The 26624-nt window shown below is 31.5% G+C and carries 23 protein-coding genes; 9 read left to right on the forward strand and 14 right to left on the reverse strand.

Going from position 1 to position 26624, the window contains the following annotated elements; genetic code table 11:
* The first annotated feature begins 1 nt into the window (after position 1).
* From RT714_RS01270 to RT714_RS01280, 3 genes are read left to right on the forward strand one after another with little or no spacing between them, the layout of a single operon-like run.
* Positions 2-448, forward strand: a complete 447-nt coding sequence (locus tag RT714_RS01270; protein WP_313755803.1) for a YaaR family protein — start codon at positions 2-4, stop codon at positions 446-448.
* A gap of 55 nt (positions 449-503) precedes the next feature.
* The gene (locus RT714_RS01275; RefSeq protein WP_313755804.1) at positions 504-788 is read left to right on the forward strand and encodes a hypothetical protein; all 285 of its coding nucleotides are present in this window, start codon (positions 504-506) and stop codon (positions 786-788) included.
* A 44-nt stretch (positions 789-832) separates the two neighbouring features.
* Positions 833-2413: an AarF/UbiB family protein gene (locus RT714_RS01280; RefSeq protein WP_313755805.1), complete on the forward strand. Its 1581-nt coding sequence runs from the start codon at positions 833-835 to the stop codon at positions 2411-2413.
* Between the two features lie 55 nt (positions 2414-2468).
* Here the strand turns inward: RT714_RS01280 and RT714_RS01285 are convergent, their stop codons facing one another.
* The 5 genes from RT714_RS01285 to RT714_RS01305 all read right to left on the reverse strand — a co-directional run bounded on the left by RT714_RS01285 (position 2469) and on the right by RT714_RS01305 (position 9546).
* The gene (locus RT714_RS01285; RefSeq protein WP_313755806.1) at positions 2469-3164 is read right to left on the reverse strand and encodes an amino acid racemase; all 696 of its coding nucleotides are present in this window, start codon (positions 3162-3164) and stop codon (positions 2469-2471) included.
* A gap of 183 nt (positions 3165-3347) precedes the next feature.
* Entirely contained in the window at positions 3348-5375 is a 2028-nt protein-coding gene (locus RT714_RS01290; RefSeq protein WP_313755807.1) for a sigma 54-interacting transcriptional regulator, read from the reverse strand.
* Positions 5376-5542: 167 nt separating this feature from the next.
* The gene (clpB, locus tag RT714_RS01295; RefSeq protein ID WP_313755808.1) at positions 5543-8137 is read right to left on the reverse strand and encodes an ATP-dependent chaperone ClpB; all 2595 of its coding nucleotides are present in this window, start codon (positions 8135-8137) and stop codon (positions 5543-5545) included.
* A gap of 163 nt (positions 8138-8300) precedes the next feature.
* Positions 8301-9221, reverse strand: a complete 921-nt coding sequence (locus RT714_RS01300; protein WP_313755809.1) for a DnaJ C-terminal domain-containing protein — start codon at positions 9219-9221, stop codon at positions 8301-8303.
* A gap of 103 nt (positions 9222-9324) precedes the next feature.
* Positions 9325-9546 (reverse strand): aspartyl-phosphate phosphatase Spo0E family protein, encoded by a 222-nt coding sequence (locus RT714_RS01305; RefSeq protein WP_313755810.1) that lies wholly within the window; start codon positions 9544-9546, stop codon positions 9325-9327.
* A gap of 154 nt (positions 9547-9700) precedes the next feature.
* On the opposite strand from RT714_RS01305, the gene RT714_RS01310 reads away from it, so the two are divergent.
* Complete coding sequence (locus tag RT714_RS01310; protein ID WP_313755811.1) at positions 9701-10096, forward strand: helix-turn-helix domain-containing protein; 396 nt, start codon at positions 9701-9703, stop codon at positions 10094-10096.
* A 95-nt stretch (positions 10097-10191) separates the two neighbouring features.
* Here the strand turns inward: RT714_RS01310 and RT714_RS01315 are convergent, their stop codons facing one another.
* The 9 genes from RT714_RS01315 to RT714_RS01355 all read right to left on the reverse strand — a co-directional run bounded on the left by RT714_RS01315 (position 10192) and on the right by RT714_RS01355 (position 20080).
* On the reverse strand, positions 10192-10341 hold the full coding sequence (locus RT714_RS01315; protein ID WP_313755812.1) for an aspartyl-phosphate phosphatase Spo0E family protein: 150 nt from the start codon (positions 10339-10341) through the stop codon (positions 10192-10194).
* Between the two features lie 139 nt (positions 10342-10480).
* Positions 10481-10750, reverse strand: a complete 270-nt coding sequence (locus RT714_RS01320; RefSeq protein WP_216543881.1) for a metal-sensing transcriptional repressor — start codon at positions 10748-10750, stop codon at positions 10481-10483.
* Between the two features lie 14 nt (positions 10751-10764).
* Positions 10765-10971 carry a cation transporter gene (locus tag RT714_RS01325; RefSeq protein ID WP_313755813.1) on the reverse strand — a complete coding sequence of 69 codons (207 nt, stop codon included), beginning with the start codon at positions 10969-10971 and terminating at the stop codon, positions 10765-10767.
* A gap of 91 nt (positions 10972-11062) precedes the next feature.
* A complete protein-coding gene (locus RT714_RS01330) occupies positions 11063-13435 on the reverse strand; it encodes a heavy metal translocating P-type ATPase (protein ID WP_313755814.1) in 2373 nt (790 codons plus the stop codon).
* 181 nt (positions 13436-13616) lie between these two features.
* Positions 13617-15077 (reverse strand): Na+/H+ antiporter NhaC family protein, encoded by a 1461-nt coding sequence (locus tag RT714_RS01335; protein WP_313755815.1) that lies wholly within the window; start codon positions 15075-15077, stop codon positions 13617-13619.
* 84 nt (positions 15078-15161) lie between these two features.
* Complete coding sequence (locus tag RT714_RS01340; RefSeq protein ID WP_313755816.1) at positions 15162-16280, reverse strand: ATP-NAD kinase family protein; 1119 nt, start codon at positions 16278-16280, stop codon at positions 15162-15164.
* 14 nt (positions 16281-16294) lie between these two features.
* Positions 16295-17857: an aminomethyl-transferring glycine dehydrogenase subunit GcvPB gene (gene gcvPB, locus RT714_RS01345; protein WP_313755817.1), complete on the reverse strand. Its 1563-nt coding sequence runs from the start codon at positions 17855-17857 to the stop codon at positions 16295-16297.
* Positions 17858-17878: 21 nt separating this feature from the next.
* The gene (gcvPA, locus tag RT714_RS01350; RefSeq protein WP_313755818.1) at positions 17879-19282 is read right to left on the reverse strand and encodes an aminomethyl-transferring glycine dehydrogenase subunit GcvPA; all 1404 of its coding nucleotides are present in this window, start codon (positions 19280-19282) and stop codon (positions 17879-17881) included.
* A gap of 21 nt (positions 19283-19303) precedes the next feature.
* The gene (locus tag RT714_RS01355) at positions 19304-20080 is read right to left on the reverse strand and encodes an SDR family NAD(P)-dependent oxidoreductase (RefSeq protein ID WP_313755819.1); all 777 of its coding nucleotides are present in this window, start codon (positions 20078-20080) and stop codon (positions 19304-19306) included.
* A gap of 225 nt (positions 20081-20305) precedes the next feature.
* Here RT714_RS01355 and RT714_RS01360 point away from each other — a divergent pair, with 225 nt between their 5' ends.
* From RT714_RS01360 to RT714_RS01380, 5 genes are all read left to right on the forward strand, one after another.
* Positions 20306-22018 carry a sigma 54-interacting transcriptional regulator gene (locus tag RT714_RS01360; RefSeq protein WP_313755820.1) on the forward strand — a complete coding sequence of 571 codons (1713 nt, stop codon included), beginning with the start codon at positions 20306-20308 and terminating at the stop codon, positions 22016-22018.
* A 148-nt stretch (positions 22019-22166) separates the two neighbouring features.
* Entirely contained in the window at positions 22167-22391 is a 225-nt protein-coding gene (locus RT714_RS01365; protein WP_072975059.1) for a ferrous iron transport protein A, read from the forward strand.
* Positions 22392-22441: 50 nt separating this feature from the next.
* Positions 22442-24436, forward strand: coding sequence for a ferrous iron transport protein B (feoB, locus tag RT714_RS01370; RefSeq protein WP_313755821.1), 1995 nt, complete (start codon positions 22442-22444; stop codon positions 24434-24436).
* A gap of 11 nt (positions 24437-24447) precedes the next feature.
* Entirely contained in the window at positions 24448-24708 is a 261-nt protein-coding gene (locus RT714_RS01375) for a hypothetical protein (RefSeq protein ID WP_313755822.1), read from the forward strand.
* 428 nt (positions 24709-25136) lie between these two features.
* The gene (locus RT714_RS01380) at positions 25137-26591 is read left to right on the forward strand and encodes a nicotinate phosphoribosyltransferase (RefSeq protein ID WP_313755823.1); all 1455 of its coding nucleotides are present in this window, start codon (positions 25137-25139) and stop codon (positions 26589-26591) included.
* Positions 26592-26624 lie beyond the last annotated feature (33 nt).

Genomic DNA, 26624 nt, shown 5'->3' on the forward strand with positions numbered 1-26624 from the left:
TATGAATAAGATTAATAGAGCCGGGATAGAAGGTATTTCTCCTATAGAAATTTCACGAGCCGTAGATAGAAAAGCTGTAAAGGATACTTTTAAACTAAAGTTAAATGAATTAGAGCAAGATCAGATTAGAACTGAACTAAAATCCTTATATGATAAAATTGAAACTCAATCTGATAAATTGTCCAATAAATTATTTATAGATGATTTAATTCAATATAAAAAGCTAGTTAGAGAATTTTTGAATATAACTGTAAATAATTCTCATATATTTTTCAAAGAAAATTCCCTTGATAGACGAGGTCGTCACAGAGTTTATTCATTAGTTAAGAAAGTAGATCAGGAACTAGACGAACTAACACAGGAATTTCTAGACCTGGAAAACAAAAGAATTAATATCTTAAAAAGATTAAATGATATTCAAGGAATACTTATGGACATAATGACCTAAGCTTGAATATTTTATATAAACATGGGTATATTGTTTTATAGTGGGAGGGATTTCTATGGAAGAAATACTTAAAAAGGTTTTTTTAGCCGGTATTGGCACTTTAGCTTTAACCTATGAAAAGGCTAATGAAGTGGTAGAAGCTATGGTAGAAAAGGGAAAAATAACTATGGAACAAGGCAAGGAATTAAATGAAGAATTAAAAAGAGTTATAAATAATAAGGAAACTACTTCCAATAATAGTTCTGATTTAAAAGATATATTAAAAGAACTAAATCTAGCTACTAAGGAAGATATAACTAATTTGGAATCCAGAATTAATAATTTAGAAAAAAACCGTTAGTTTGGGGGGAAGAAATACCTTGATTTTTCAAGGTATTTTTCAATATGGAAAATAACTATACTAGATTGAGATTTAAAGAGATTATTTCTGTTGCTATTAAACATGGTTTTAAAAATGGAATTGGAAATCCTACAGAGTTAAGGTTAGTTTTAGAAGAATTAGGACCAACCTTTGTTAAAATTGGCCAAATATTATCTACAAGACCTGATATATTGCCCAAAGAATATATAGTGGAATTAGAAAAACTTCAAGATAGTGTAAAACCTGAAGATTTCAATATTATGAAAAAAATTATTGAAACAAGTCTAAATGAAACTATCTCAAATATATTTTTAGGTTTTAAAACCACTCCCCTCGCCTCTGCTTCTTTAGCTGAGGTTTATTTAGCAAAACTAAAAACAGGAGAAGAAGTTGCTCTAAAAGTTCAACGTCCATTTGCAAGAGAAAAAATTTTAGCTGATATAGCTATTCTAAAGAAATTAGCTCCTTTTATTAAATTTACAACAAAGAATGAAGTTTTAGATGTTAAAGCTGTTATTGAAGAAATAAAGGTTGCTACGGAGAAAGAACTGGATTTTATAAATGAAAAAGAAAATATTAAAAAATTCAATTCACATAATAAGGACATTAAATATATTAAGAATATTATTGTATATGACAAATATTGCACTTCTAATGTTCTAGTTATGGAATTTATTAGTGGTATAAAAATAGATGATACTACAACACTATTGACTGAAGGCTATGACATTAAAGAAATTGCCAAAAAACTTACTTACAATTATTTTAAACAAGTTTTTGAAGATGGCTTCTTTCATGCAGATCCTCATCCTGGTAATATTCTAATTCATAATAATAAAATTGGATTTATTGACTTTGGTTTAATGGGAAATCTAGATATGGGAATTAAGAAAAAATTCAACCTATTTTTAGAAGGAGTTGCAACTGATAACGTAGACTTAATGACTAGTTCTGTTCTAAGCATAGGTATTAGAAAAGGCAATGTAGACATAAACAAGCTTTATCAGGATATAAATTTAATTTATAATACTTATATAAATGAATCCATCTACAACTATGATTTAGCTAAGATTTTAGAAGAAGTAATTCTTATTTGCAGAAAAAATAATATTATAATGCCAAAGGATATTACTTTGTTAGCAAAAGGTCTTTTAACCATCCAAGGTGTTCTGGGTAAACTGGATAAAGAGTTAAATATCATGGATATTGCCATTCCTTATTTTAAAAATAAAACAATAGAAGATAAATTAAAGGATTATGATATAACTTTGTTAGGTAACAAAATTATATCTGCTGGTAAGGCTTCTTTAGACTTACCCTTGAAAGCTTTACAACTAATTGATAGAGGATTAGAAGGTAGATTAAGGCTAAATTTAGAACTTAAAAATATGGATGAAAATTTTAATGAAGTAAACAGAATGGTAAATAGGATTATTTTCTCTGTTATTGTAGCTGGATTATTAATTAGTTCTTCCCTAGTTATAAATGCCAATATTGGATTAAATATTTACGGAGTTTCTGCAATAGGCATTATAGGTTATTTAGGTGCGGGATTAGCTGGATTTTTACTTTTAATCTCAATATTCAAGTCAGGTAAATTATAAAATTAAACAAAGGTCTTCCCTTTTTTGAAATCAATCCAAAAAGAGAAGACCTTTGTTATGATACAAATAAATCAACCTTAACAAGCTCTATACAGCGTTTAGCTAATATAGAAACTGGGTCTATATATTTTCCTAAAACTCCTATTTTCTCTACTAATATAGGCAATTCAGTACATCCTAAAATTACGGGGATTTCCTTATTTTTAGTATATCTATTTACAATATTTTGAAACTCTATAGGGTCCACATTAAACTTTGAAGATTTAACATTGTATATCCAGTCCATAATAGTTTCTTGATCTGAAATATCTGGTTCTATGATATTTAAATTAAATTCTGCAAAAATATTCCTATAAACCTTTGCTTTATAAGTCCCTTTTGTTGCAAGAAGCAAATAGTCCTTATAATCAAAGTTTGCCTTTAGATATGCTCCCGTTTCATAAATCATATTCAATATCTTTGTTTTAGTGTATTTAATAATCTCATCATAAAAGTAATGAGCTGTATTACAAGGTATTGCTATATAATCTGCTCCCATCATTTCTAACCTTCGGATAGATTTTACCATTTCCGGCATAGGATCCTCGCCCATGCCTAAAATATAAGCAGTTCTATCAGGTATTCCTACATTGCTATCAATTATAATATGCAAATGCTCCTGATCTCTAGTTGCAGGTGTGAGGTCAGTTATCCTTTTAAATAAGTCACAAGTAGCAGCAGGCCCCATTCCTCCCATTATTCCAAGAATCATTTTAACCACCTCTATATAATAAGCTTACTGCTTATTATATGCAAACTATATGCCAATGAATAAATATTAAGATTTCAAGGGTTAATAAATATTGGGTACTTTTTAGGGTAAAATTTCTTCCCATTACACTGCCTATTTTCTTCTGATTTTGAATTTATTCTTACTCGAAAATAGAAATTCTATTTATCTAGAATCTCCAATTGAAGATATAAGATTATATCCTTTTTCCGTCAGTACAGTTCCCTTTCTTCCTGTATTAGATTCAACTAGACCTAGTTCCTCAACACTATTAATTAAGTTTCTAATCTTTCCTTCTGTCAAATCAATATCTTCTTCTTTTGCCAACTCTGCTAAAGCTCGTCTGCCCAAGCCATCAGAGTCCATAATTTTTTTGAGCATCCATATTATATTTGATCCTAAAATATCGGTTAATATAGAGCCTTCTAATTTTTCACATCTATCTGTGATATATTCAGGAAGTTCTTTTATAGACAATCTTTTATCCATTCTAGCAATATTGGCTATATATTCCATGGCATTTTCCAATTGTCTAATGTTTCCAGGCCAATCATATTCATATAGCAAATCAACCGCTTCCTTTTCCAAGACTTCCTCTATGTTATTAATTTTATTCATACTATACTTTTCTAAAAAGAAATTTGACAATACTAATATATCTACTTTTCTCTCTTTTAAACTCAACATTCTAACTGGTAAGACATTTAATCTATAGTATAAGTCTGCTCTAAACTTACCTTTTTTAACTTCAGATACTAAGTCTTTGTTAGTTGCAGCAATTATCCTAACATTTATAGGTATCTCTTTTAGTCCTCCGACCCTTCTCACTTGCCTTTCCTGTATAACCCTCAATAGCCTGCATTGAAAATCTAAGGAAGCATCACCTATTTCATCAAGAAAAATAGTACCACCATGTGCTTCTTCAAAAAGTCCCCTTTTACCACCTTTCATTGCTCCTGTAAAGGAGCCTTCTTCGTAACCGAAGAGCTCACTCTCTATTAGGCTACTTGAAATTGAAGCAAAATTCACTGGTACAAATGGTCCCGATGATCTATGGGAGGCTGAATGAATAGATTGTGCAAATAGTTCTTTTCCTGTTCCGCTTTCTCCTTGTATCAAAATAGTAGAATCTGTTGATGCAAACGATTTGACCTTATCTATTAGGATTTTCATATTGCTGCTTTTATAAATAATGTCATCAAATGTATAGTATTTTGTTCTAATAGCATTCTCAGATGTCCTTCTACGTATTTCATGTTCATTTTTTTCAATCTCTTCACTTTTTTCAAAGGTATATATAATTCCATCTTCACTACCTTTTCCTTTTATAATCTTCAAAGTGACAAATAAGTCCTTGTTGTGAATTCTAACAATATCTACCTCATCATGGCTGTCTATATTCACTATTTGAGGTAATATATCTTTAATATTTCTTCCAATAATTTCTTCATAAGGGGATTTTAATATATTACTCATTTCTTGATTGCTGACAATAACCTTTCCAGATTTGTCAACGTATATAATAGCCTTTCCTAAACAATTAGCAACTGTTTCTAATCTACTGCTAATAATTTTCATATCCTTAGCCGTATCATTTAGTCTGTTTAATAAATTTATTATATGATTTATATATTGAGATGAAAGCCTGTCACCTAAAGCCTTCATTAAACCAAGTCTATTGGCTATATCAACTACTGTTACAATGTCTATTTGCCTAGTTCCTATATTAATTACTTTCTTTACTCCAAAAGGAACAAGATGCGGTTCTCCAACTGTAACAGATATATCTAGTTCTGGATAAGAAGTTATACCTGGATAATATGGATAATATTTTATATAGTTCACTCCTAAAGCTTGTAATTGAACCATTGCTTCATAACTAGATTCTGGTCTGTCATTAACTAATAATACCTCTGTACCCCTAGGTAAATTCAATAATTCAGATATATATCTATGATTTATTACCCTTTGTGCTACAATATATTCTAAACCATTATCTATCAATTTCTGTATTCTTTTATCCATAGTATTGGGTGATGAAAGAACAACTAATGAATCTGCAGAATCAAAATCTAGCTCATCCTCTAAACAATAAGATTTCACCTCTGTATATTCACCAAAAATACCTTCAAGTTGAATGGCTAGATTAATGGAAGTTACTTTCCCAGGAGTAATCATTACAATCTTCTTCATTATATTTACCTACCTTTCCATATTATAATAAAGATTAATAATGTTTTTTAATATTATATAATATAATACTGAAAATTTATACAATTAAGGAAAATAACAAAGGCTTCTATCTAAGGATTATTAGATTAAAGAAGCCTTTTTGAAACTCATTTAAAATTAATTTTTTATTAAGAAAAATCAATAGAACTCATCTTCAATTCTCCATTTTCCACAGACACTGTTATCCTATCCTTATCTTTCAAATCTCCCTTAATAATCATTCTACCAATTTCAGTTTCAAGATGCTTTTGTAAAAATCTCTTAACTGGCCTTGCACCATATTGAATTGAATAAGCTCTATTTAAGACAAATTCCTTTGCTCCTTCTGTTAATTCTATGGAAATTTGTCTATCTTCTAGACGAGAGCTAATCTCTCCTATTTGTAAATCTATTATCTTAAATATTTCATCTCTCTGCAATGGTTTAAACATTACGATTTCATCCACACGATTTAAAAACTCTGGTCTAAAAATTCTTCTCATTTCATCCATTACTTTATCTCTTGCTGATTCATCTATACTTCCATCTGGTCTTATACCTTCAAGTAAATATGAAGAACCTATATTAGATGTCATTATAATAACAGTATTTTTAAAATCTACTGTTCTACCCTGATTATCAGTTAACCTCCCATCATCTAGCACTTGAAGCAATATATTGAATACATCTGGGTGAGCCTTTTCTATTTCATCAAATAAAATAACTGAATAAGGTTTTCTCCTTACTGCTTCTGTTAATTGTCCTCCTTCATCATAACCTACGTATCCTGGAGGTGCTCCTATAAGTCTTGATACAGAATGCTTTTCCATATACTCAGACATATCTATTCTTATCATATTTCTTTCGTCATCAAATAAAGATGAGGTTAAGGCCTTAGATAGTTCTGTTTTTCCTACTCCTGTTGGACCTAAAAATATAAAAGATCCTATAGGTCTATTTAAGGGCTTCATTCCAGCTCTTGCCCTGATTACAGAATCTACTACGGATACCACTGCTTCATCTTGACCTATTACTTTCCTATGAAGGATTTCACCTAAAGATAAAAGTTTTTCTCTTTCTGTTTCAACTAATTTAGACACTGGAATTCCCGTCCATTTAGCTACTACTTCAGCTATTTCTTCTTCTGTAACTTCTTCCTTTAACATTCTTTCATCTTTTTCATTTTTTTCATTTGCTTCTTGTAGTTTTTTCTCTAATTCAACTAAAGTGCCATATTTTAATTGTGATAGTTTTTCTAAGTCATATTTTCTTTCCGCTTCTTCTATTTGCCTTTTTACTCTATCTATTTCTTCCTTGAACTCTTTGACTCTAGATATATTCTTTTTCTCGTCTTCCCATTGAGCTTTCAGCACATCATATTTTTCCTTAAAGTCTGATAATTCTTTTTCTAATTTTTCTAGTCTTATTTTAGATGCTTCGTCTGTTTCTTTTTTTAATGCGGCCTTTTCTATTTCTAATTGAAGTATTCTCCTTCTTATTTCATCAAGCTCCACAGGCATGGAGTCTATCTCTGTTCTTATCATAGCCGAAGCCTCATCCATCAAGTCTATAGCCTTATCAGGTAAAAACCTATCAGATATATATCTATCAGAAAGAGTTGCAGCGGCTATTACAGCACCATCTGATATCCTTATTCCATGATGGATTTCATATTTTTCTTTTAATCCCCTGAGTATGGATATGGTGTCTTCTACTGTAGGCTCTGTGACCAATACTTTTTGAAATCTTCTCTCTAAGGCTGCATCTTTTTCAATATATTGTCTATATTCATCTAAGGTTGTAGCTCCTATGGTATGAACCTCTCCCCTTGCTAACATAGGTTTCAAAAGATTTGATGCATCCATTGCCCCGTCAGTTCTACCAGCACCTACTATATTATGGAGTTCGTCTATAAACATTATTATTCTTCCATCTGATTTCTCAATTTCAGATAATACTGCTTTTAATCTTTCCTCGAACTCTCCCCTATATTTAGCACCAGCTATTAAGGCTCCCATATCTAGGGCAAATATTGTCTTGTCCTTAAGTCCTTCTGGTACATCTCCATTGACTATCCTTTGGGCTAATCCTTCTACTATGGCTGTTTTACCTACTCCTGGGTCTCCTATTAGAACCGGATTGTTTTTAGTTCTTCTAGATAGTATTCTAATTACATTTCGTATCTCACTATCTCTTCCTATAACTGGATCAACTTTCCCAGCTTTGGCCTCTTCTACTAAATCTCTTCCAAATCTAGTTAATGCTTCATAGGTAGATTCTGGATTGTCTGAGGTTATATTTTGATTTCCTCTTATTTTCTTCAAGGCTTCTAAAAATCTTTGAAGATTAATATTATATTTATTAAATATTCTCTCTGAGGCTGTTGCCTTTTCCTTGAGAAGTGATATATAAATATGCTCAACCCCTACATATTCATCTCCAAATTTCTTAGCCTCTTCTTCGGAATTGAGTAAAATCTTGGTATATATTCTACTAGGATATAAGGATGCTCCACTACCAGATTGTTTTGGTAGTTTATCTACTTCTCTCTCTACATCCATGGTAATTAACTCTGGATTTTCTCCCATATAAGATAATACTTTTGGAATTAATCCATCATTCTGCATCATTAGGCCATAATGAATATGGATTTCTTGAAGTTCTGGATTCCCATTTTTTATGGCCACGTTTTGTGAATTTTGTATTGCTTCTAATGATTTTTGTGTAAATTTGTTTAAATCCATATTTATCCCTCCATTTATTTAATTGAGAATTATTTGTGTATATTTTTGAAATCTAAGACACTTAACTCCGCTCGAGATAATAAAAGACTACTCACAGGATAATAATTCTATCATTTTGAACCATAGTACAAAATATCAAGTCCTCATTCTACATTCTCAGCTATCAATTATTCTTCCTTGCTATTTCCTTTAATTTTTCATATAACTTAATTTCTTCTTCTGCAAGACTTGGTGGAATTACTATGTTCATTTCAATATATAAATCTCCTTGGTTGCCTTTCATATCTTTATATCCCTTTTTAGGTATCCTAATCTTTTTCCCAGATGAAATGAATTTAGGGATATCTACTTTAATCTTTCCATCTAAAGTAGATACTATTACTTTATCACCAAGTGCAGCCTGCCATGGAAATAAATCTAGCCTTGTTATTACATCCAGACCATCAAGTTTATTTTTCCCATCTTCTACAAAATTTATTTCAAATAGAATACTTCCCTTTATTCCCCATTTTTCACCCTTTACCTTCAATTTTTTCCCGGGCAATATCCCCTTTGGAATATTTACGGATATAGCCTTATTCTCTCCACTTATATTAAGATTCACATTTTTTATTACACCATTATACCCTTCCTCTAATGTAATATTTAATTCTGATTCATAGGATGGCGTTTGTCTTCCCGTAGACTTTCTCCCGCCACCAAATAAATTTCCTAAATCAAAACCACCCATTCTACTAGTAGTCTTCTGACTTCCACCAAAGAACATATTAAAAAAATCGCTAAAGTCTCCAGAGGTAGTATAGGTATAACTTCCATTTCCAAATCCGTATTGGGATGGGTCAAAATCTTGTCCCCCTGTAAAATTATAACCCGATCCAAACGTATCATATTTTTTCTTTCTATCTGCATCACCTAATACTTCGTATGCTTCATTTATCTCCTTAAATTTTTCTTGTGCCTTATCATCATCTGGATGTAAATCCGGATGATATTTCTTTGCTAATTTTCTATATGCTTTCTTTATTTCATCTTGAGATGAAGATTTCTCTACCCCTAATATCTTATAATAATCTTTATATTCCATATAATCTGCTCCCTTTTTATAATTCGATTTTATCCTTGACTTTCTTTGACCTTCAGCTTAATTATACCCATTTTATTAAATAAAATCAATATAATATAAATTATTATATATCATAAAATTTTTCTTTCATTCTATTTTCTTCTTTCATTCTATTTTCTTCTTTCATTCTATTTTCTTCTTTCATTCTATTTTCATTTTTAATATATTGTATTATTAATTCATCAAGTTCTTTGCTTATTTTTAATATTTCTCCATATTCATTATTTTTTATTGCTTTATGTAACAACTCTCTTAACTCTTCTATATCATTTTTTCTAATATTCATTTTTTTACCCCCACTAAATTTTATTGTATTTATTATATAATATCCGTTATGCTTAATACAATCCCTTTTATGCAAATAGGCAATTATATTTATATGCCCATAGCCAATTTAGTTAAGACCAATAAATGTATACAGTATAATTGAGGTGGCAAAAATGAATGAAATTAAAAAGACATTAAATTACAAAGACATCGGATTGAGAATTAGATTAGAAAGGGAAAAGCTAGGAATATCTAGAGAAAAATTTGCCGAGATAGTTGGGCTATCATCATTTTATATTGGCCAGATTGAAAGGGGCGATCGTAAGATGAGCTTAGACACTTTAGCAAATATCGCCAGTAGTCTGAATATATCCGTAGATTATCTTCTATATGGCCATAGCCATTATATGGAAAATATGCTTATTTTGGAGGCTTTTGATAATAATTATAAAAAGTCTATTGATGACGAGCTAAAGGAAATATTTAATATACTAAAGGGTAGCTCTAAAGAACAACTTTCCTTAATAAAGGATATCTATAAACTTATCTTATCCTTTGCTGGAAAATAGCTGAAAGTATCTATATGGGTTTGACCATTTTTGACCTTTGATTTAATCACAATTCTATTTATAGGGAAATTTAAACCATAATTATTGCATAATTATTATTGTAATCTTTTCTCTTCTTCTAAATAATATTGAACAATAAGCTTATCTAATTCTTCGGAGATTTCAATTATACTTTTTTTAGTAATTTCTTTAAGCTCCATCTCCTTATGCAATTTTTCCCTAATTTCATTTATTTCATTTTTCACATTTCTTCACTCCCAATAGCAATAATATTACTATTATACGGCAAAAAATACCTATACACAATGTTTTTTTTAGGAATATTTTGTAAATTGTGTTTTGAAAATTTTAATAGCTTGTTGTTCACAAGCTATTTCTATATTTTTACTTTATATATTTATCTATAATATTTATTATTTCTTCTATCTTTTCCTCACCTTGCTCTTCACCTTCTAAAATTGCCGTAGTTACACAAGATCTTATATGACCGTTTAACACATCTATATTTGCCTTTTTTAGAAGTCCTATGGCAGATAGGATTTGTGTAGAAACATCTACACAATACCTATCTTCTTCTATCATTTTTATTATGCCGTCTATCTGTCCTCTAGCCGTCTTTAATTTATTTGCTGCCTTCTTTTTGCCTTCGTTCATTTAATCACTACTTTCTACCTTATTTCTATTAAATCATATCCTGCATCCTCTATAGCTCCTTTTATAAGAATATCATTTAAACCTTCTCCTTCAACTTCTACCTTTTTTGACGATAAGTCAACTTCTACGTTAAATACTCCATTTAATTCTTTTAATGCATTTTTTACCGCCTTCTCACAATGTCCACAGGACATGCCTTCTACTAATAATGTTTTTTTCATTTTTATTCCTCCTCATTTTAATCAATTTTCAATAATAACTAAAAGCCCTTACGCAATTTTAAAATATTAAAATCAATTAATGTTTTAATTGTTAATTGAACTTCTTTAGTCTTAGTGAATTTGTCACTACGGATACTGAGCTAAATGCCATTGCCGCCCCTGCAATCATTGGATCTAAAAACCCTAATGCTGCAAAGGGTATTCCTATACTATTATAAAAAAATGCCCAAAACAGATTTTGCTTTATAGTTCTCATAGTTCTATGGCTAAGCCTTATGGCTGTAACTATACTAGATAAATCTCCCCTCATAAGGGTAATATCTGCAGCCTCCATAGCTACATCTGTCCCTGTACCTATGGCAAACCCTACATCTGCCGCTGCTAAGGCAGGAGCATCATTGATACCATCTCCAACCATTCCTACATTTTTACCTCTGGATTTAATCTCCTCTACTACTTCTGCTTTATTCTCAGGCAATACTTCTGCCAATACATTGATAATCCCTACTTCCTTAGCTATTGCTTTTGCTGTCCTTTCATTATCTCCTGTTATCATATATATATCTAATCCCATATTTTTTAACTCTTCTATGGCATCTCTTGATGTTTCTTTTATTTTGTCTGCTACTGCTATTATACCCGATAGTCTATTATCTAAGGACAATAACATTGCAGTTTTTCCTTCTTGCTCTAATTTTAGTAGAATTTCTTCTCCATTTGTTATAGAAATATTATTATCAGCCATTAACTTTCTATTACCAACAAGTACTTCTTTTCCTTCAAAGGTAGCTTTAAGTCCCTTACCTGGAATTGCCATAAATTTTTCTGGCTCTGATAGTCTTAATAATTCTTCTTCACCTTTTTTTACTATAGACCAACCTAGAGGATGCTCCGAAGCTTTTTCAACCGATGCAGCTATTCTAAGTATTTCATCTCTATCTATATCATTAAAAGAAATAATATCTGTTACTTCTGGCTCACCTTTAGTTATTGTACCCGTTTTATCAAATACTATTGTATCCATTTTATGTGCTCTTTCTAGATGCTCTCCTGATTTAATTAGTATTCCATTTTCAGCACCTTTACCTGTGCCTACCATAATAGCCGTAGGTGTAGCTAAACCCAATGCACATGGACAAGCTATAACTAGAACTGCAACTGCATTTATAAGTCCAATATTAAAATTTCCTCCTATAAAATAAAATCCTAAAAATGTTATTAAGGCAATAACTACAACTACAGGAACGAATATTCCAGCTATTTTATCTGCCAATCTTTGAACTGGTGCCTTTGAACCTTGGGCATCTTCAACAAGTTTAATTATCTGAGATAATACAGTATCCTTACCTATTTTAGTTGCCCTAAACTTAAATGTACCGAATTTGTTAATAGTAGCACCTATTACTTCATCATCTACAGTTTTATCTATAGGAATACTTTCTCCCGTAATCATAGATTCATCTACAGCTGAATTTCCTTCAACAACGGTGCCATCTACTGGAATCCTTTCTCCCGGTCTAACTACTACAATATCACCAATTTCCATCTTTTCTATGGAAATATCCATCTCTACTCCATCTTTTATAATTCTAGCTGTTTTTGGCTGTAATCCCATCAACTTCTTTATGGCTTCTGATGTTTTCCCCTTTGCAACTGCCTCAAAGGTTTTTCCTAAAAGGATTAATGTTATAATGACTGCAGAGGCTTCAAAATAATATTCATGAACTCCTGTTATAAGATTATATATACTATAAAAATAAGCTGAAGATGTTCCCATTGACACTAAAACATCCATATTAGCTCCTCCACCTCTTAAAGAGTTATATGCTCCTTTATAAAATCTATAACCTATAAGAAATTGTACAGGAGTTGCAAGTATTAGTTGAAACCATCCATTAGTTAAAATGGTATGGATTCCAGCCATATGAAAGAACATAGCTGAAAATAAAGGCAAACTAAGCATTGCTGAAATGATAAAAGAAGTTTTCAAAGATTTAATTTCCTTTTCCCTTAATTCTCTCTCCCTATCTAAATCTCTTTCTATCTCAACCTCTGCCTTATACCCTGCCTTTTCTATGATTTTAACTAAAATATCCTCATCTATTACACCAGATGGATATTCTACTACAGCCTTATTAGTAGACAAATTTACAGTAGCCTTGACTACGCCCTCCTGCTTATTTAATACCTTTTCCACCCTAGAAGAACAAGCTGCACAAGTCATTCCTTCAACTATTAATGTTGTTTTCAATAATGGAACATTATATCCTGTTTTTTCTATAACTTTAACTAGATCTTCTGGCTTAATCTTATCCGTATCAAATTCAATATTTGCCTTGTTCGCCAATAAATTTACTACTACAGATAATACTCCCTCCTGTTTTGCTAATACTCTTTCTACTCTATTAGAGCAAGCTGCACAGGTCATACCGACTATATCTATATTTACTTTTTTAACTGTCACTATATCATTCCTTTCCTTATCCCCCCACCAGGGGGGTGTGGTTATATTTTATTCTTCTTTAATTGCTTTGTCAATATTATTTTAAAATAATATTGAATTATACATAAAGACCTCTGAAAATTTTAATTTTCAGAGGTCTTTTAAATATACTAAATATGAATATAAATTAATCTGTGAAAGTTTACAACTCTACTTTTTGCTTCTTCTTTTTAAGATTTACCTGCGGTTCCGATGGTATATTAAATAATGGAATAAACCTATCAAGCCCTGTCAATGTAAGAATTAACATTGAAAATACAGCTATTATTGCCATATAGTTATATTTAATAATATCCAAAGCCGTAATTTCTTGCAAAGGATAAACTGCCATACATATTGCTACATAAAATCCCATATAGCAATGCCAAGGAATAAGCTGAGAACCAAATACTCCCATTGCATCGGAAAAAGCTGAATTCCGTAGTCTAAGTTTATACATATCCTCTTCCGATGCCTCTACATTTTTATCCGTCATTTCTTTTATTATTGGTCCAATAGTTACTATTTGCGCCATCTCATCAGCCAAAGCAGCATTACCAATTATACAGAGAACACCATTATAGAACATTAGTTGTCTTACTGATTTTGATATTTTAAGTACAAAATTAGATATTGGTTCAAAAGCCCCAATACTACTCATAATACCGCCAAAAGCACCTATCCAAAGCATCATAACAACTGACCAGCTGCCTGCTGACTCAAATCCAGCCTGAACTAATTCCAAAAATTCATTTAGGGAACCTACTGTACCGGCAGCTAATCCAAAAATTAATGCAGATATAATTCCTATACCAAGACAAATCATTGTGGGAACTCCCTTGAATGCTATAGCTATTACAAGAAACATAGGTATGACCATAAAATAAGGAACTCCTGATTTTACCTGCTCTAATAATGTAACTGCAGCAGGTCTAACTTCTGCTAATCTTTCAAATACCTCTGCTGGTATAGAATTAATGGCATCAGCAGCATTACCTACTGTATTAGGTAATCCCATTGAAATACTAACCAAATATATTACTAATCCAGATATCAAAAGAACTAATCCTGACCATACCCCTTGGTGTCTTACTCTATCTGTTACATTAACTTTTTGTAATCCTGAACTAACAACTGTAGTATCTGAAATCAAACCAATATTATCTCCAAAACAGGATCCTCCAGCTATGGCAGCTGCTGTAAGTAGGACATGACCTCCTACTATATGATTGAGCCATAAAAATACAGGAGCACAAGATGCAAAGGTTCCCCAAGAGGTTCCAGTAGCTATTGATAAAAGTGATGTAACTACAAATCCTACTATTGCAACAGTCTTTGCGGTAACTCCAAGTTTCAAAGAGATTATTATAATAGATGCCCCGACTCCTGTAGCCATAAAGGTTTCTGCCACTGCATATGCAAACATTAAAATGAAAAATACAAGAATCATTTCCTTTACAGCTTTAAAACCATTTTCCATTATTTCATCATATTTATGTTTTTCAGTAAATCCAGCTATGAATCCAGCATAAATTGTAGCTAAAGGTGCTGCCATAACTAAATCCATACCAGATATCATTAAACCTGCTAATAAAAATATAGGTGTTAATTTAATAATTGCCATCATATTACCTCCTTATAATTTAAGTTTGTTAATATTCTGTCAATTTTCCCAATTTTCTGAAAGTTCTTCTTACAAAATAAGGTTTCAATATACTCCTGAAACCTTATATATAATATCCATTTTGTATCCAACCTTAATTCTATAATATCCTGCTAATTTTTTATCAGTTGTTTCATCTCCTGTATAGATTAAAAGAGGATTTCCTCTTAAATCAACTATTTTAGAATTAGGAGCTATTATTAAAATATTATCTTTTCCAATTATTTTAAGTACCTTGGGGCTTATTTGTTGATTACCTCTTCCTAAAAGATATCCTTGCCCCCCTGTTGGAGTTATGATTAACCTTCCTTTGTTATCATCTAAAATATTTAATATATCTTCTTCATTACAGTCTAATTTAATTACCTTTTTATCCTTAACAATATCTACACCTAATAAAGTGCTAGGGAGATTCAATGTTTCCATAATAGCTCTAGTAGTTGTACCTGGTCCTATAATATAATATATTTCTTCCTCCATATTATCTATAATATCTAAGGCAATAGCTTTTTGACTTGCTTCCTCTATCAAAGGAGTAGGAGCCTTTTTATTTTGCAATAATTCTTTTTTATAGGGTATTTTCAGATAACCAAAAAGTTGAGTTCTTACTATATCATTTCTAAAAGCTTCCTCATCTATATCAATAACCTCTTCTTCTTTTACATTAAGATTATCACCCTTTAGATATAATAAAGCTAATTCTCCAGCAGATTCTGGTGTATTTCCATAGACTGGAGAATGAATTTTTACTCCCGCGGGAATACCAAGTACGACTACTCTATTATTTATAGCCTCATATATATTCCTAGCAGTACCATCTCCACCTACAAAAATAATTAATTCTACACCTCTTTTCTCCATTAATTTAGCTGCCTTTATAGTATCTAAAGCATTAGTTTTTTGGGTGGATTTATGAATTATTTCATAATCAAAACCTAAAAGTTTACATTGATTCTCTCCCATATCAAAAGAAGAAGTTAGTATCAACAGTTCTTCCTTAATGGGCTCTAGCTTTTTTAAAGCCTTAACGGCTTTACTAGGGGCTTCTTTCACAGCCCCTAGCTTTATTGCTTTATCCAAAATTTCTCTACCGTCAGTTCCCTTTAGGCCAACTTTACCACCCATTCCAGACACAGGATTGATAATTAGTCCAATAGTTCTCATAATGCAGTACCTAATTAATCTTCTTTTGTCTTTCTAAGATAAACCCTCCAAGATGGACACCATTTTTCCGGATCATCAAGGCTTGATTCATCTACTTGATGGATAGTACTATTGTGAGGGGCTTTATGAATTATTTCTGGAGATTCATAAGCCTCATTAAATATATGATGTAGCGTATCTACATACTCATCTAAATCTTCCCTAGAAGGTGTTTCTGTTGGCTCTAAAGTAATTGGCTCTGGAATATAATACGGATGATGACTAGACCATATATGCATGCCAAAATCCATTACTCTACGGGATATATCAGCAGAAGTAATTCCTGTATCCTCAGTTATTTTCTCAACAGTATATCTAGCCTGTTCAACTCTTTGAGTATCTATTTTATAGGGAACTGTTATTCCTTTATGCTCTAATAGTCTTTTAATTAAATAAACATTGTTAAGAGATGCTACCTTAGCAACTTCATATAATCCTTCTGCTCCTAAACTCATTATCCAAGCATATGCTTTAAGAACAACTTGCGGTGTACCATAAAAAGCCTTCACTTTTCCAATACTATCCTTTAAATCATAATCTAAAAAGTATTTTTTGCCATCATAGCCAACTAATGGCTTTGGTAAATATTGCTTTAATTTTTCTACTACCCCTATTGCACCAGAGCCTGGCCCTCCACATCCATGTGGTGTTCCAAAGGATTTATGAAGATTAAAATAGCACATATGAAATCCTGCTTCCTTTGCCCTAGCTACACCAAAAAGTCCATTGGCATTAGCCTGATCATAGCAATTTAATCCTCCGGCCTTAGTCACTAAATCTGTAAATTCCTTTACTCTTGGATTGAATATACCAGTATCTTCAGGATTTGCTACAACAAAGGCAGCTGTCCTGTCACTTACTGCAGCCTTAAAAGCCTCATAATCAGGATGTCCATTTTCGTCAGCCATAATTGTAATTATTTTATATCCTTTTAGAGCTGGAGCCGCCGCATCAGAAGGATGAGAATATACAGTAGTTATTATTTCATCTCTTTTTTCTTCTTCTCCTCTTAATCTATGATACATCCTAACAATGGAAGCCATTGTCATAGTAGCTTGAGAACCTCCTCCAGGTTGGAAACTAAAATAATCCATACCAGAAATTTCCCTCATCATTAAATCCGTTTTATACATTATCTCTAATATGCCCTGAACTGTACTTTCATCTTGTAAAGGATGCAGTGCTGTCATTTTTTCAGTATTAGCAATTTTATCATTAATCTTAGGATTATATTTTACTGTACAAGTTCCTTGTCCAATCTCCACATTTATATCTCCACCTAAAGTTTCCTGAGAAAGCCTTAAATAATGCATTAAAACTCTTTTCTGATTTATTTCTGGCAAATTAGGCAATCCGTTTCTTCTCATAGATAAAGGAAGCTTAGACAATCCATCTCCTACTTGATTAACTATAGCTTCTTCTGCTTTAGGAACCAATACTCCCCTTTCACCCTTACGACTTAATTCAAATATAATTGGCTCATTCCATTTCGCTTGATGAAAATCTCTAATCTTAGAGCTTCTATTTATCCTCTTCATTTAATCAATCCTTTCTATAGATTATCTTTCGACGATTTTTCTAATAGCATTTACTAAAGTATCAATATCTTCCTTTAAATGAACTTCAGTAACACAGTATAAAGCCGATTGACCTAATTCAGGGAATTCTTCAGATAAATCCTTGCCACCAAATATACCTTCATCTAGTAATTTTTTATTTATCTCTTTTACGGTTTTTCCAGTATTATTGAAATCAACTACAAATTCTTTAAACCCTATATTATTAAATCTTGAGCCTTTAACACCTTTAATTTTAGATAGTTCTTCAATTGTATATAAAGATTTTTGGAGAATATTTTGTCCTAATTCAGCCATTCCTTTAGGTCCCATTAAAGATAAATAAACTCCTGCCGTAATGCCAAGTAAAGCAGTCTGTGTACCTACGTATTCCTTCCCCTTCTCTCTCAAATTCCCAAAGGAGGTTCTTTCATAGGCTATATCTCCAAATCCATATTCTCCTTCTTTTATAGTTGGAGCTACACCGAATAATCTAGATGGATACTCCATTACAAATCGTTCTTCATCTCTAGTAGAAATAAATCCTGATTGTCCTCCACCATAATTCATATGCATTCCTAAAGGTTGAAGATCCCCACATATAATATCTGCGCCATAGGATGATGGTGGTGCTATAACTCCTAAACTACTTGGGTCAACACCAACTACTGATATTGCACCTGCTTCATGGGCTATCTTGGAAATTTCAGCTCCTTGATCTTCAATAAATCCTAAATATGAAGGATTTTCAAAATATACTGCTGCAGTATTATCAGAAATCTTTCTTTCTAAATCCTCTAAATCCATTTTTCCCGTTTCTTTATCATAATCAATTAAAGTAATTTTAACTCCTGGATCACAATAATTTTTTATTATCATTAACCTGTCAGCACTTATAGTGCCTACAACTAAAGCTTCTGACCTTTCAGTAATTCTAGATGACATTCTAAGGGATGTAGCAGCACCTTGAGCCCAATCAAAAGTGGGCACATTTACAACATCCATGTCAAGCAGTTCAGCCAGTAAGGATTCATATTCAAACAATGTCTGAAATCTACCATGGTCATTATATGGCTCTCCAGCATAAGCGGTCAAAAATTCGGATCTGCTATTTATCTCATCACAAACTGCTGGTACATAATGTTGCCAACATCCTGCCCCTAGAAAGTTTAAATATTCCTTTGATGATATATTCTTCCTTAAAATTTTATCTATACCCCTTTTTAATTCATACTCTGACTCAAAAGGTTTTGGCAAGTTCAAAGGTCTTTTTAATTTTAATTCCTGTGGTACTTCAGCATGTAATTCATCTAAAGATTTTAAACCTATTTTTTCTAGCATTTCTCTTTGAACTTCTGAATCTGAGTTTGGAATATAGGGATGATTTTTAAATCCACGTATCGTCATACTTCTACCTCCTAAATTTTATTATGCAATTCCGCCACCGTCTACAACTAAAGCGGCTCCAGTAATCCAAGTTGACAAATCACTGCATAAGAATAGTACTGCTTTTGCAATATCTAATGGTGTTCCCAATCTTTCTAGGGGTCTACCCTTAGCTGATTCCACAAGGAAAGCATCTATCTCTTTTTCTCCAAGCTGCTTTCCTTCATCTCTTAGCATAGCTGTGTCTGTATCCCCTGGATTTATAGAATTAACTCTAATGTTTTGTGGTCCATGGTCAATTGCCATTGCTCGAGTTAAATTTACAATTCCACCCTTTACAGCACAATAAACAGCAGCCTTATCTCCACCTTTTAGTCCCCAGCCTGAACCGGTATTTATTATGCTTCCCCCTCCATTTTTAGCCATAATTGGTATTGTATATTTAGATAATAAATATGTTCCTTTAAGCCCTACACCAATTACAAAGTCCCATTCTTTTTCTGTTAAATCTACTACTGTCTTTCTAACAGTAACACCTGCATTATTAAATAGTATGTCAATTCTGCTAAATTCTTCTTCTATTGATTTAATAGTATTTTTACAATTTTCATCATTGGTTACATCACATTTTTTAAAGATAGCAAAATTACCCTCATCTCTTATTTCTTTAGCTGCCATATCTCCTTTTTCCTGATTAACATCAAGCAATATAACTTTTGCACCATATTCAGCTAATAATTTTCCTGTTCCTAGCCCAATACCAGAGGCTCCTCCTGAAATAACTGCTACTTTACCCTCTAAACTTAATGGATTATCCATAATTCTCCCCCTTACAAATAAATTTTCATCAAATATTACCTATATCATCATATCTTTGCATTAATCATGCCAAAATGTTATATAAAAAATATCTTTTACCATATTCCCTATTTTTTCAGATTTTTAGAAATTTTTCAATTGTTTTATTGAGTTAATGTGATATAATTTACTTGTCTTCGTTGACAAATATGGCAATTTTATTGCTAGATATGGCTGGTGAATGATATGATTAATTTAAAAATCTTAAAAAGCAGCTTAACTAATATAGTATCTACTATGGCTAATTTAACCAGAATGGAATATGCAGTATTTAATACCAATGCAGAACTAGTAAGTAGTACTCAAGTCTATTTACAAAGGAAAGGTCTAAAGGTACATTTAGCATCCATAGAAGAAGTTTTAAATCAAGGAAATGTAATTGTAAACAAACCCGGGCTTATGAAATCATGTATTGGATGCAGATTTGTTAATAACTGTCCTTCAACTATAGAAATTCTATCCTGTATAAAATTAAATGGAGAACCTATAGGTGTAGTAAGCCTTACATCATTCTCTCAAGAAGGACATAATATGATTGAAGAAAATATTCAAATCTATACAGATATGTTAGAAGATATTTCAAATTTAATATCTATGTTTGCATTTAATGAAAGTTCAAAAAAGGATACTCAAGTCTTACATGAAATAATTAGTACCATTATTGAAGAAACAGAAGATAACTATCTTATAGTAGACAATAAAGGTCTTTTAATTCATTGGACTAAAGGTATTGAAGAACTGTTTTCTTATTGCGATTTATACACACAAACTATCGACCTTATGTTTCCTAAAGATATTACCAATTGGATATTTAATGAAGTAAAACAAGAGAAAAAATACTGTATTATAGAAGGATTTAAAGGAATCTTATATTCTAACCCCTTAAAAGTAGGAGAAGACATAGTTGCTTATATCTTAAAATTAGAAAAAGATAAAAACAATTCAAATCCATCTATTAAAGAGGATTATTTAGATGCGATTATCTCCAATAATTATCAAATAGAAAATATCAAATCAAAAATAAAAAAAATCTCTAATTCATCTTCTTCAGTTCTAATAACTGGTGATACAGGTACAGGAAAGGAAATAGTAGCAAGGGCTATTCATTATACAAGCAGCAGAGCTAATAATCCTTTTATTCCAATTAACTGTGCCAATATACCAGACTCTCTCTTTGAATCCGAACTTTTTGGCTATGAGGAAGGTGCTTTCACTGGCGCAAAAAAAGGTGGTAAATTAGGTTTATTTGAATTGGCTAATGGCGGCTCCATCTTTTTAGATGAAATTGGTGAATTACCAATTTACCTACAAGCCAAATTGCTTAGAGTTCTTCAAGAAAATGCTATACAAAGATTAGGTAGTATCACAAATATCCCAGTGGATATTAGAATAATAGCAGCTACTAATCAAGATTTAGAGTCAATGGTAAATGAAAATAAATTTAGAGCTGATTTATTCTATAGATTAAATGTTATACCTATTTATTTGCCTCCATTAAATCAAAGATTATCGGATATAGACATACTCTCAACCCATTTTATAGAAAAATATAATAGAAAACTAATGAAAAACATTAATAATATTTCCAAAGAAGCCTTGGAACTTATGAAATCATATTCATGGCCAGGAAATGTAAGAGAACTTGAAAACACTATAGAATATGCAATTAATATGGAAGATACAGAAATTATTCAGATTGAAAGCCTTCCCCATAGAATAAGAAAAAAAGCTAATGGAAAAAACGATTTCAAAGAGCTAATTGCACAGAAAGAAGCAGATTTAATTATAAATGTCCTAAATAAACACGGTTGGGATTTAGAAGGAAAACAAAAAGCATCAAAAGAATTAGGAATTAGTATTAGAACTTTATATAGAAAACTCAAAGAACTGGAAATATAGGTTCCTGAAATAATAGACAAGTAGCTTATATATAAGTTGCCTGTCTATAATAAATTTATTGCATTTATCTGAGAAATATATTATACTTATAACGTTGATAATCGTTATCATTATGGCTTATTTTGTATAAAATGGAAGGATGATATTTATGAGCACTTTATCTTTAGTTTCTTTAAAGCCTAATGAATGTGGAAGAATTAAGGAAATTTCAGGATGCTGCAAGGCTAAAAAAAGGTTATATGAGCTTGGTCTCCATAAAAATGCCTATGTTAAAGTTATAAAAAATGATTTTGGTCCTCTAATCATTAGTTTATCCGGTAATAAATTGGCTCTAGGTCGCGGGTTAGCCTGTCATATTATAGTTGAGCGTTAATTTTTTGCTATTAGTTGATAATGGCTATCATTTATAAAGGGGGAATTTTTTTGAATACCATTGCTCTTGTAGGTAATCCTAATAGTGGAAAAACTACATTGTTCAATGCTCTAACTGGTTCCAATCAGCATGTTGGCAATTGGCCCGGAGTTACTGTTGAAAAAAAAGAAGGAAAATTTAAATATAAAGGAAATCACTATAATGTCGTCGATTTGCCGGGAACTTATAGCCTTGGAGCTTATTCAGAAGATGAAGTAGTTGCTCGTGACTATATACTTAAAGGAAATCCAGATATTGTAATTAATGTAGTTGATGCTACCAATATAGAAAGAAATTTATATTTAACAACACAATTAATCGAAATGGGTGCAAAGGTTATTATAGCACTTAATATGATGGATGAAGCTAAACAAAAAAATATTGAAATAGATTTAGAAAAACTATCTAAAGAGCTAGGGGTTCCAATAATCCCTACTGTAGCTTCTAAATCTAAGGGTTTAGATATGCTAATAGAAAAATCTATTCAATATGCGGAAAATAAAGAAAATCCTAATTTGAAATTTAGTTATGGAGAGGACATTGATAAAGAAATTGAAGATATAAACTCCATGCTTAGTAATTCTGATTTAGAATATCCTGGTAAATGGGTAGCCATAAAGCTATTAGAAGGTGATAAAGAAGTCTATAGACTTATAGAGAATAAAGGCACTGCACCTATTAAAGAAAGAGTGATATCATTAGGAGAAAAAGCCACAGAATATGAATTACAAATCGTAGATAAAAGATATGACTTTATAGGTACAATTGTAAATAAGACTGTGAAAAAACCATCTGATATAGTAGAAACTCGGACTGATAAAATAGATAAGATCATTACTCATAAATATTTAGGGCTTCCTATATTTGCTTTAATTATGTTTGCCATATTTCAGCTTACATTTATTCTTGGTCAAGATATCCTTGGTGGATATGTAGCAACTATTGTAGAAATCATTGGAGAATATGTAGTTAATCTATTAATTATGATAAATGCTCCAGAATGGGTGCAATCTTTTATTTCTCAAGGTATCTTTGCAGGAGTTGGTGCTGTATTTGAATTTGTTCCTCTTATTACAGTATTATATTTTTTCATAGGTATATTAGAGGATACAGGTTATATGGCTCGAGCTGCTTATGTAATGGACGGCTTGATGAGAGCCCTTGGTCTTCATGGTAAGACTTTTATTTCCATGATAGTAGGTTTTGGCTGCAATGTCCCTGGAATAATGTCTGCTAGAACCTTAGATAATAAAAAAGATAAAATGATTGCCATCCTTATTAATCCATTTATGTCCTGCGGAGCAAGGTTACCTATTTATTTAGTGTTTATTGCTGCATTTTTCCCTAAACACGGTGGAATAGTATTGTTTTCTCTTTATACCCTAGGTATTATAATGGCTTTATTAATTGGTAAAATATTTTCAAAAACATTATTTAAAGGTGAATCTTCACATTTTATTATGGAATTACCTCCTTATAGATTACCTATATTCAGATACGTTATAAGGGATATGTGGGATAAGGTATGGGATTTCTTGTATAGAGCTGGAACCATTATATTTGTTGTAGTCTCTCTACTTTGGGTTTTATCTGTATTACCATTTGGAGTGGAACCCTATAGTCAAGAAAGTATTTTAGGTAGAATAGGTACTATTTTAGCTCCTATATTTATACCTGCCGGATTTGGTACTTGGCAAGCTACCGTTAGTTTATTCGCAGGTATAGCAGCTAAGGAAGCTGTGGTAGCTGTTCTAGGCATGGTTTATGCTGGTGTATCTGAAGGCTCTCAGCTAGTTAGTGCTCTACAAAATGTATTTACTCCACTTACTGCTATATCATTTATGGTAATGGTACTTTTATACACACCTTGTGCCGCAGTAATAGGCACTGTAAAAAAAGAAACTAATTCTACTAAATGGGCAGTATTTATGACAGTTTATCCTTTTATAATAGGTTGGATATCCTCTGTCCTTGTTTACCAAGTTGGTAGATTATTAGGTTTTTAGGAGGGAATTTAATGCTTAAAGACGTCTTAAATGAAATATCTAATGCTAAGGTATTCTCTATTTCTTTGATAGCAAAAAAATTAAATATATCTGAAACTTTAGTTGAGGATGCAGTAAAAGAATTATCTAGAATGGAATACATTATAGAGGATATGGGTTCCCCTACTTGTGAAACAAAATGCAGTGGATGCTCAATGAAAGCTTTTTGTAATGCAGTACCAATAAAGACTATTAGTTTAACAGATAAGGGAATGAAGTTGTTAAAAAACTAATATAATTTATTGTAAACTTTTAAGATTTCACTTGACTAACTTGCTAAAGTGATATATAATTAATTCAAATAAAACTTTAACTTTTCCAGCCTAAAGATTTAAAAAATTTAGTAGTTTGTTTTATTAGTAAGGATTAGGAAAGACAATAGTTAGTTAGTAGTATAATTAAGAAAAGTATTCTGTGTAGTAAATGTTGAAACCTTTTAAACCCTCATTAAATCAACGTAAGGAGTGTATCAGAAGATTGAATTTAGTAGTTAGATTAAATCCATTGGGTTGGAAGGGTTGTAAAAAGTTTTATTTTAAATAATAGGTAGTTTCTAGAAATATTAGAGACTACCTATTTATTTTTTGTTTATTTCCTTTGTTGAACTTTCTTTGCTATAGGTCTATAATTAGAGTAACAATATATAAAAAGGAGACTACCGATGATAAGCTTAGATTGGAAAGAGAGAAAGAATCTTACTATGTTAGCAGATTTCTATGAATTCACTATGGCCAACGGATATCTAGAAAATAACATGGAAAATCAGATTGGATATTTTGACATGTTTTTTAGGAGCATACCAGATGATGGTGGGTTTGCTATTATGGCCGGTGTTGAACAATTAATAGAATATCTAAGAAATCTTAAGTTCAATGAGGAAGATATTTCATATTTTGAATCCAAAAAAATCTTTGGAGAAAAGTTTTTAAACTATTTAAGAAATTTTAAGTTTAAATGTGATGTATGGGCAATTCCAGAAGGTACTCCCATATTTCCTCAAGAACCTATAGTAATTGTAAAAGGACCTGTAGTTCAAGCTCAACTTATAGAGACCATGGTTCTTCTAACTATAAATCATCAAAGTTTAATTGCTACTAAAGCTAATAGAATAGTTAGAGCAGCAAATGGAAGAACTGTAATGGAATTTGGTTCTAGACGTGCTCAGGGCTATGAAGGTGCTATCCTTGGCGCTAGAGCTGCTTATATTGGCGGGTGTATCGGAACTGCCAATACCATAGTGGATAGGGATTTTGATATTCCAGCATTGGGAACCATGGCCCATAGCTGGGTACAAATGTTTCCTACTGAATTAGATGCTTTTAGAGCATATGCTAAGATTTATCCAGATAACTGTACTCTTCTAGTCGATACTTACAATACCTTAAAAGAAGGTATTCCAAATGCAATAACAGTATTTAATGAGGAAATTGTACCATTAGGTTTTAGACCAAAAGGCATTAGAATAGATAGCGGAGATATTGCTTATCTATCTAAAGAAGCCCGTAAACTGCTTGATGAAGCTGGGTTTTCTGATTGTATGATTGTAGCATCATCAAGTTTAGATGAATATGTTATAAGGGATTTATTAATCCAAGGTGCACAAATTGATTCTTTTGGTGTTGGCGAAAGACTTATAACTGCAAAATCTCAGCCCGTTTTTGGTGGAGTGTATAAATTGACTACAATAGAAAAAAACGGGGAACTTATACCAACAATTAAGGTTAGTGAAAATGTAGGCAAAATAACTACTCCAGGATTTAAACAAGTTTATAGATTGTTTGATAAAGCAACAAACAAGGCTATTGCTGATGTTATCACCTTACATGACGAAATCATCGATGATACTAAACCCTATGAAATCTTCCATCCTTTATATACATGGAAGAGAAAAACTTTAGAAAATTTTTATGCTAAGAAACTATTAGTGAAGATCTTTGAAGATGGACATTGTATTTATGAAAATCCAAATATCCATGAAATAAAATCATACTGCAAAGAACAATTAGATTTAATGTGGGATGAAGTCAAAAGATTTGAAAGACCCCATAGATATTTCGTAGACTTATCTCAGAAACTATGGAATATTAAAGATGAATTATTAAAGAAACATAAATAAGCATAAATAAGTGCTATTTTGAGTATAAGAGAC

This window comes from Tissierella sp., assembly GCF_032104385.1.
In the GTDB taxonomy this organism is placed as follows: Bacteria; Bacillota; Clostridia; order Tissierellales; family Tissierellaceae; genus Tissierella.